The sequence below is a fragment of the Thermovirga lienii genome (assembly GCF_036847465.1).
Taxonomy (GTDB): domain Bacteria; phylum Synergistota; class Synergistia; order Synergistales; family Thermovirgaceae; genus Thermovirga; species Thermovirga lienii.
On sequence record NZ_DAITZW010000006.1, the window covers coordinates 55194 to 60796 of the forward strand.

General features: G+C 46.3%; 4 protein-coding genes and 2 riboswitches. Of the genes, 1 reads left to right on the forward strand and 3 read right to left on the reverse strand.

Annotation, left to right across the window (positions count from 1 at the left end; all coding sequences use genetic code 11):
- Both V7Z69_RS03765 and V7Z69_RS03770 read right to left on the reverse strand, forming a co-directional pair.
- The coding region (locus tag V7Z69_RS03765; RefSeq protein ID WP_334138601.1) for a hypothetical protein at positions 1-418 on the reverse strand (418 nt) is incomplete at its 3' end.
- Positions 419-634: 216 nt separating this feature from the next.
- The gene (locus V7Z69_RS03770; RefSeq protein WP_334138603.1) at positions 635-2380 is read right to left on the reverse strand and encodes a hypothetical protein; all 1746 of its coding nucleotides are present in this window, start codon (positions 2378-2380) and stop codon (positions 635-637) included.
- Positions 2381-2623: 243 nt separating this feature from the next.
- A riboswitch (cyclic di-GMP riboswitch) is annotated at positions 2624-2710 on the forward strand.
- A 116-nt stretch (positions 2711-2826) separates the two neighbouring features.
- A riboswitch (cyclic di-GMP riboswitch) is annotated at positions 2827-2913 on the forward strand.
- Here V7Z69_RS03770 and V7Z69_RS03775 point away from each other — a divergent pair.
- The gene (locus tag V7Z69_RS03775; protein WP_041445809.1) at positions 2894-3883 is read left to right on the forward strand and encodes a C45 family autoproteolytic acyltransferase/hydolase; all 990 of its coding nucleotides are present in this window, start codon (positions 2894-2896) and stop codon (positions 3881-3883) included. It overlaps the preceding riboswitch by 20 nt.
- 7 nt (positions 3884-3890) lie before the next feature.
- Here V7Z69_RS03775 and V7Z69_RS03780 read toward each other — a convergent pair whose 3' ends face one another.
- Positions 3891-5540, reverse strand: coding sequence for a DEAD/DEAH box helicase (locus V7Z69_RS03780; RefSeq protein WP_334138605.1), 1650 nt, complete (start codon positions 5538-5540; stop codon positions 3891-3893).
- Positions 5541-5603 lie beyond the last annotated feature (63 nt).

Sequence of the window (5603 nt, forward strand, 5' to 3'; positions counted from 1 at the left end):
TACCGGGGCCTCCGTCGTCATCATCATCATCGTCGTCGTCATCGTCATCATCATCATCGTCATCGTCGTCATCATCGTCGTCGCCGAACGGCTCGTCATCGTCGTCGTCATCGTCGCCTTCTTCAGCTATAGGCACGAAGCAAACACCAAGTCGCATCAAAAAATCTAAATGCTTCTGTGCTTCCTCCAACGTCACCAGATCCCAGTCACACTGAATCAATTGACCTTCTTCATCGTAAAGCTGAGGTACTTCCATCACCTCAACATTGCTAGGTCCAGCTATAGGCTTTACATCCCTGAAGGCATAGGCCATATAACTAGGAGTAAACAACCTCGTTACAGCCACGTAAAAAAGCACGGCAAACACCACAAACCTCTTAAACTTACTACCTGATATACTAACTCTCCTAGGCCTCATCTCTCTCACCCTCTCTTGGCGCAGCAGCACCAATCGGAAACTTCAGCTAACAACTTGTTAATATGTAAATTGGTACCTTTTTACCTTTTTGTCTAGCCAAATACATTTGCCGCCTTTCGGCAGCCAAGTTGTTAAGATGTTCAACTGAGTAGTTTAGCTAGATAATTTATTATAACTCTGTTTTGCCATTCATGCAAATACCAAAATCCAAAATTATTACTCTCCCAGCGCCTGCTGAAGGGCCAAAAGAGCTGAAAGGTTGTGTTGGACGTAATCTATCCGAATATCAAAATTAGCAAAACTTCTCCTTACTCCTCCGATCGACCTAGAGGGATTCTTCAAATGCATGGCCCATGAAGGCCCTATCTGCATCCTCAACAAAAAACCCCCTCCGAGCCTGAAGGTTTTCAGAATATCTTTCCCTTCCTCCTCCAATCCAGCCCTTTTAGCCATCCTGTAGGCCGCGCCTATTCCTTCCATCCTAGTTGCAGCCGGAGTAGACCTGGGATTTTTCCCAAACCCTCCTATCCAGTCGGGATAATATGAATCCTTGTGCTGAGCATCGCTTATGACTTTCGCCAACCTCAAAGCGTGCTTCAAGAAAACTCCTTCTTTGTCGTAACCACTGCGGGAAAGCTCATCCATTCCGTAAAGCAGCCAGTGGTCATGAGGAAGCTCCATATCCTGTTTCTTGCCATCCCTTATCTCGATAATATATCTTGCACCCCTTGCTGCCCCTTTAAGCCATTTATCCGAGTTTTCATCGTCCAACCTTCCCAGCATCGCCAACGCAAAAATAGCTTCGCCAGGGTAGTACACCGAGCGGAAATCAGACACCTCCCCCTCGGGAAAGACTTGCTTGTGTATATAGAACCTACCTGATTCATCTTGAACGGAAAGTATCCACTCTCCCATCCTCTTTACCAATGGCATATATCTATTGTCACCTGTGGCCTCCATGTATTTAGCCAAACTCAGGACAGCCAGCCCATTACCCCCGAGCTTCACATAATCCCCCTCGACCAGGCATGCCATCTCCTCTCCATTTTTTCTGAAGGTTTTCACCTTGCTCAACATGTACTCTATGGCTCTTTTGGCTCCCTTTAGGACCTTTTTATCTCCAGTTTTCTCATAATACTGAAGCATGGAAAATATGGTCCCAGCATGCCGCAACATGTTATAACCGCCTTTGCTTCTGTCCTTGATGGGATCATAAACGTAAGTAAATTTACCCTTTGAATCCACGTTCCTTAGCAAGTAGTAAGCCGCAAGCCTTGTGGACTCAGCGATATCTTGATCTTCATACGAATCATATATTGGGCTTCCCCTGTACAGACGCTGTGCTCTCGAACCATCCCAAAAAACGCTCTCCGTTCTGAAGGCCACATAATCTGCTCTTTTAGTCTCCAACATGGACCTTATCATTTTTTCAGCCGAAAGGTCGCCCCACAGTCCTATGGACGGAGGTTGCAATATTCCATTATCCTTCACTATTTTCTTTGCCAGCACATCTTCTGGCGTAAATATGCAATTATCACAGCCTGGAAAGGCAAGTCCCCAAAGTCCTCTCTCTATGGGCAAGGGCTTTTGAATATTGGCCATCCTCCTGAACTCCATATCCCTTAAAACGTAGACCTTGAACCACCGAACATCAGACAAGTTGACCTTTTTCTCCCTCAGCCGGTTCACAGCATCTGCCAAAGCCACATATATATCGCTTCCCACTCCGTAAGACGTGACGTTTATGCTTTTTCCGTTGCTGACACTCAAAAGTACCAGTTTTTCACTGCCTTTCTCCTTGGCCTGTTTTGAGGCGGCACCACCATTCCTCAAAAGCGAAAGAGTTTTTTCAACCAGCTCTTTCTCGTTGAAGAATACCGGTTCTGTGCTTGAGGACAGAATCTTACCCCAAGGAATGCTACCGCCAGCGAACCCAACACCCACCAAAGGTGTTATCATCATTAGAGACAAAAAAACGACGCTAAACACTACAGCTATTAAATTGCACCTTGATACTTTCAACCTCATCACTCCCAGATGGCTACGGCACCAGATCCCATATGACGCAATGACGTAGCAGCTTTAGTCCACATAATTATAATACACTCTGCTAAAGTTTTGACTATAAAAATCAATGACAATACTTGACAAAAACAAAATAAGTGCCATAATTAAGCATAGGGTTAGTGTTTGTCGGAATAAGAGAATCCGAAAGGGCAAAACCGCCGAAAGGCGGTGGCGCAAAGCCAAGGGTCTAAAGCCTTTAAAGGCCATGACAGCCAGGCTGCCGAAGATTCCAAAATAAGGAATAGTGCGGTGTGGCGCCTTTCGGATTCAAATCTGAAAGGCGCTTTTTTGAGGCTTTTTGTTAAGAACAGAAAAATTCAACAAAACTGATCCTTTAGAAAAACCCGAAAGGGCAAAACCGTCGAAAGGCGGCGACGCAAAGCCGAGGGTCTAAAGCCTTTAAAGGCCATGACAGCCAGGCTGCCGAAGGTAGAGAACATATCCTTTCCTCCCTTCAGGCCGCCTGGCGAGAGAACGAAAAGATCGCTGGGGGGCGACGAGGAAATGAAACACCTCCTTAAGAATAAAACAGCAAAGTTCGTTGCCACACTTATAATTCTCCTGCTTTTGGTTGCGGAAGCCGCAGAATCCTGCACGCTGTGGGCCGCGACAGGATCTGCAACCAGCGGCAATATCACCATATTGGCCAAGAATCGAGACTGGAAGCCTACTCAAAAACATTATTTAAGGAAAGTTACACCAACCCAAGGTTATTCATACGTGGGTCTTTTCGCGGTGGATGAAAATGGATCAGGTTTAAAGGCTGGGGTCAACGAAAAGGGCTTAGCGGTGGTAACAGCTACCGTTTCCGTTGTACCAAAGGATAAAAGGAAAACCAAGGACAAGGACGCCCTCTCCTCACACAAGATCCTCACTTCTTTCTCATCGGTGGATGAGGTGCTGGCAAACCTTGACAGGTTCAAAAGAGTTTCCTTCTACATGATCGCAGACAAAGAAAAGATCGCCGTCGTCGAGGTGGCTCCCGGAGGCAAGAACACCGTAAGAGTAGTGGATGACGGCTTCATAGCCCAAACCAATCACTACATCTCGCCAAAAATGCAAAGATACAACATAAAAATCCCATCCAGCAGCAAAACGCGTTACGAACGTATAATAAGCCTATTGCAGGCCAAGGCGGGAAACTTGACCATGGAGGACTTTGTGGCCTTCAGCAACGACCAAAGCGCAGGCCCCGATGAGAGCATCTTCCGCACCGGAAGCTCTCCTAAAAGATCTCAAACCGTGGCCCAATGGATAATCGCCATTCCTAAGGGGGACAGTCCCAGGCTGTATGTAACCATGAAGGACCCAGGGAAGCCCTTCCGAGCGTTTTCTGGTGCTCTAGAACCCACCTTCTGGAGGGGTGACGTTGCCAAGGCCGCTAAGGTTGACGGCTAAGCTAACGTCAGGACGTAGATTCTATCTCTCTTATCTTCTCTTCAAAACCATAGATAGTCCCGTCAAGTTCTTCGACGGTCCTGTCAAGGTACTCCATTCCTAAAAACTCGTATCCTTTTGGTAAATGGTTGGCAAATCTTTTTACCTTTAACAAGGCCTTCAAATAATTTTTCTCAAAAAGATTTATCACTTCCGCCGCAGTCAAGGCATCAGCCCTACCGTCCCACATAAAGAGCTGAGCCATCTCCAGGTTTTCCCCTATCTCCATTTCTCCATACCATATATCGGCAAGCACCTTTCTAAACCTTTCTCTTTCTCCAGGAGGCGCCAATTCCTTTATAGCCCTCTCGATGATCTTGAGGTCTCTCCTCAGCTCCTCCTCGACATATCTTTCATTGACCACGGGAAGAGAGAACCTGGCAATGAACTTTGCCTCATCCTCCAAGGTCCTCTGTTTTCTCAAAAGTTTCCCGTAATCTGGCATAAGGACTACGGACGCTCTTTCTAACGGCGCCTTCATCAATGCCTTGAATATGTTCTTGGTGCTGGCGCTTCGCTGCTCAAAAGGAGAATCCTTTAGCCAGGTTACAAACCCCTTGTCAAAAAGCCCTTTTCTACCTGCTCGACCAGCCATCTGCAGAAATTCATTCTTGCTTATAGGCTCTCTGTCGTGATACCTCACAAGCTGTGCAAAGACCGCGTATTTGGCAGGAAGATTAACCCCTAGAGAGAGCGCGTTGGTTCCTACGACTACGTCCAGAAGTCTCTCCCTGAAAGCAGCCTCGACCAAAAGTTTTTCCTTAGGCAACATCCCACCATGGTACATCCCCACTCCTCTCAAAAGAGGCATGTGGACTTTATCCACCCCTAGAATCTCGGCTATCTCGTATATTCTCTTCTTTTCTGCCTTGCCCTTGTGCTTCCTGCGCTTCGCTATCCTGTATGCCAGCTCCATAGTGCCCTTTTGAGAAAAAACGAAAACCAATGCATCCTTGACTTTGTCAATGGTCATCGGCTTCTGAGGCAAAAAAACAAGTTCTGTCACTCTTTTTTTGCCTTCGTAAAGTTCAAACGTTCGCCCTGTTATCCTGTTCAAGTACTTTCTTACTTCGCTGCTTCCACCAAAGGTAGCGGACATAACGAGCATTTTGGAGTCTGGATGGGTGCTGCTTACTCCGTCTATGTACGCTCTTGCTCTTTCGGGATCGCCAAAAATGTAGTGAAATTCATCTATGACCACCCTGAGGTTCGGCCTGCTGGCATACTTGAGAGTGTATATCTCCTGGGTACAGCAAAGCACAGAAGCGTCTTCGTTCTTCTTAAAGTCTCCCGTCTCTATTCCAACGTCAAAGCCCATTTTGCGCAGGTCAAGGTATCTTTCATTGCTCAGTGCCTTTATCGGCGCAGTGAATATAACTTTTTCTACATTAGGAGTAGTTGTTTGACCTTCTAAATTAAGCAGACCAGCCCAAAGATAGGCAACCCACGTTTTGCCCGAACCCGTTGGGGCAGCGACGATTGCATCCTTATCCTTGATCTTTTCAAAGGCTTCCCGTTGCCACGGGTAGAAATCGAACTTTTCCATTTTTCCTCCCAAATGAATTTCTCCGCTTTCCATTTTACACGTCTTTTTTACAATAGTCTTTTTATCTTGCATCAAGTAGATATAAGGTTTAACATTAAATTACATCTTTCACATCTGCGGAAGGTAATTATAAGG

Excerpts from the sequence above, each read along its gene's own strand:
- V7Z69_RS03770 (WP_334138603.1), bottom strand. The coding sequence starts at position 2,380 with ATGATGATAACACCTTTGGTGGGTGTTGGGTTCGCTGGCGGTAGCATT.
- V7Z69_RS03775 (WP_041445809.1), top strand. The coding sequence starts at position 2,894 with ATGACAGCCAGGCTGCCGAAGGTAGAGAACATATCCTTTCCTCCCTTC.
- V7Z69_RS03780 (WP_334138605.1), bottom strand. The coding sequence starts at position 5,540 with ATGCAAGATAAAAAGACTATTGTAAAAAAGACGTGTAAAATGGAAAGC.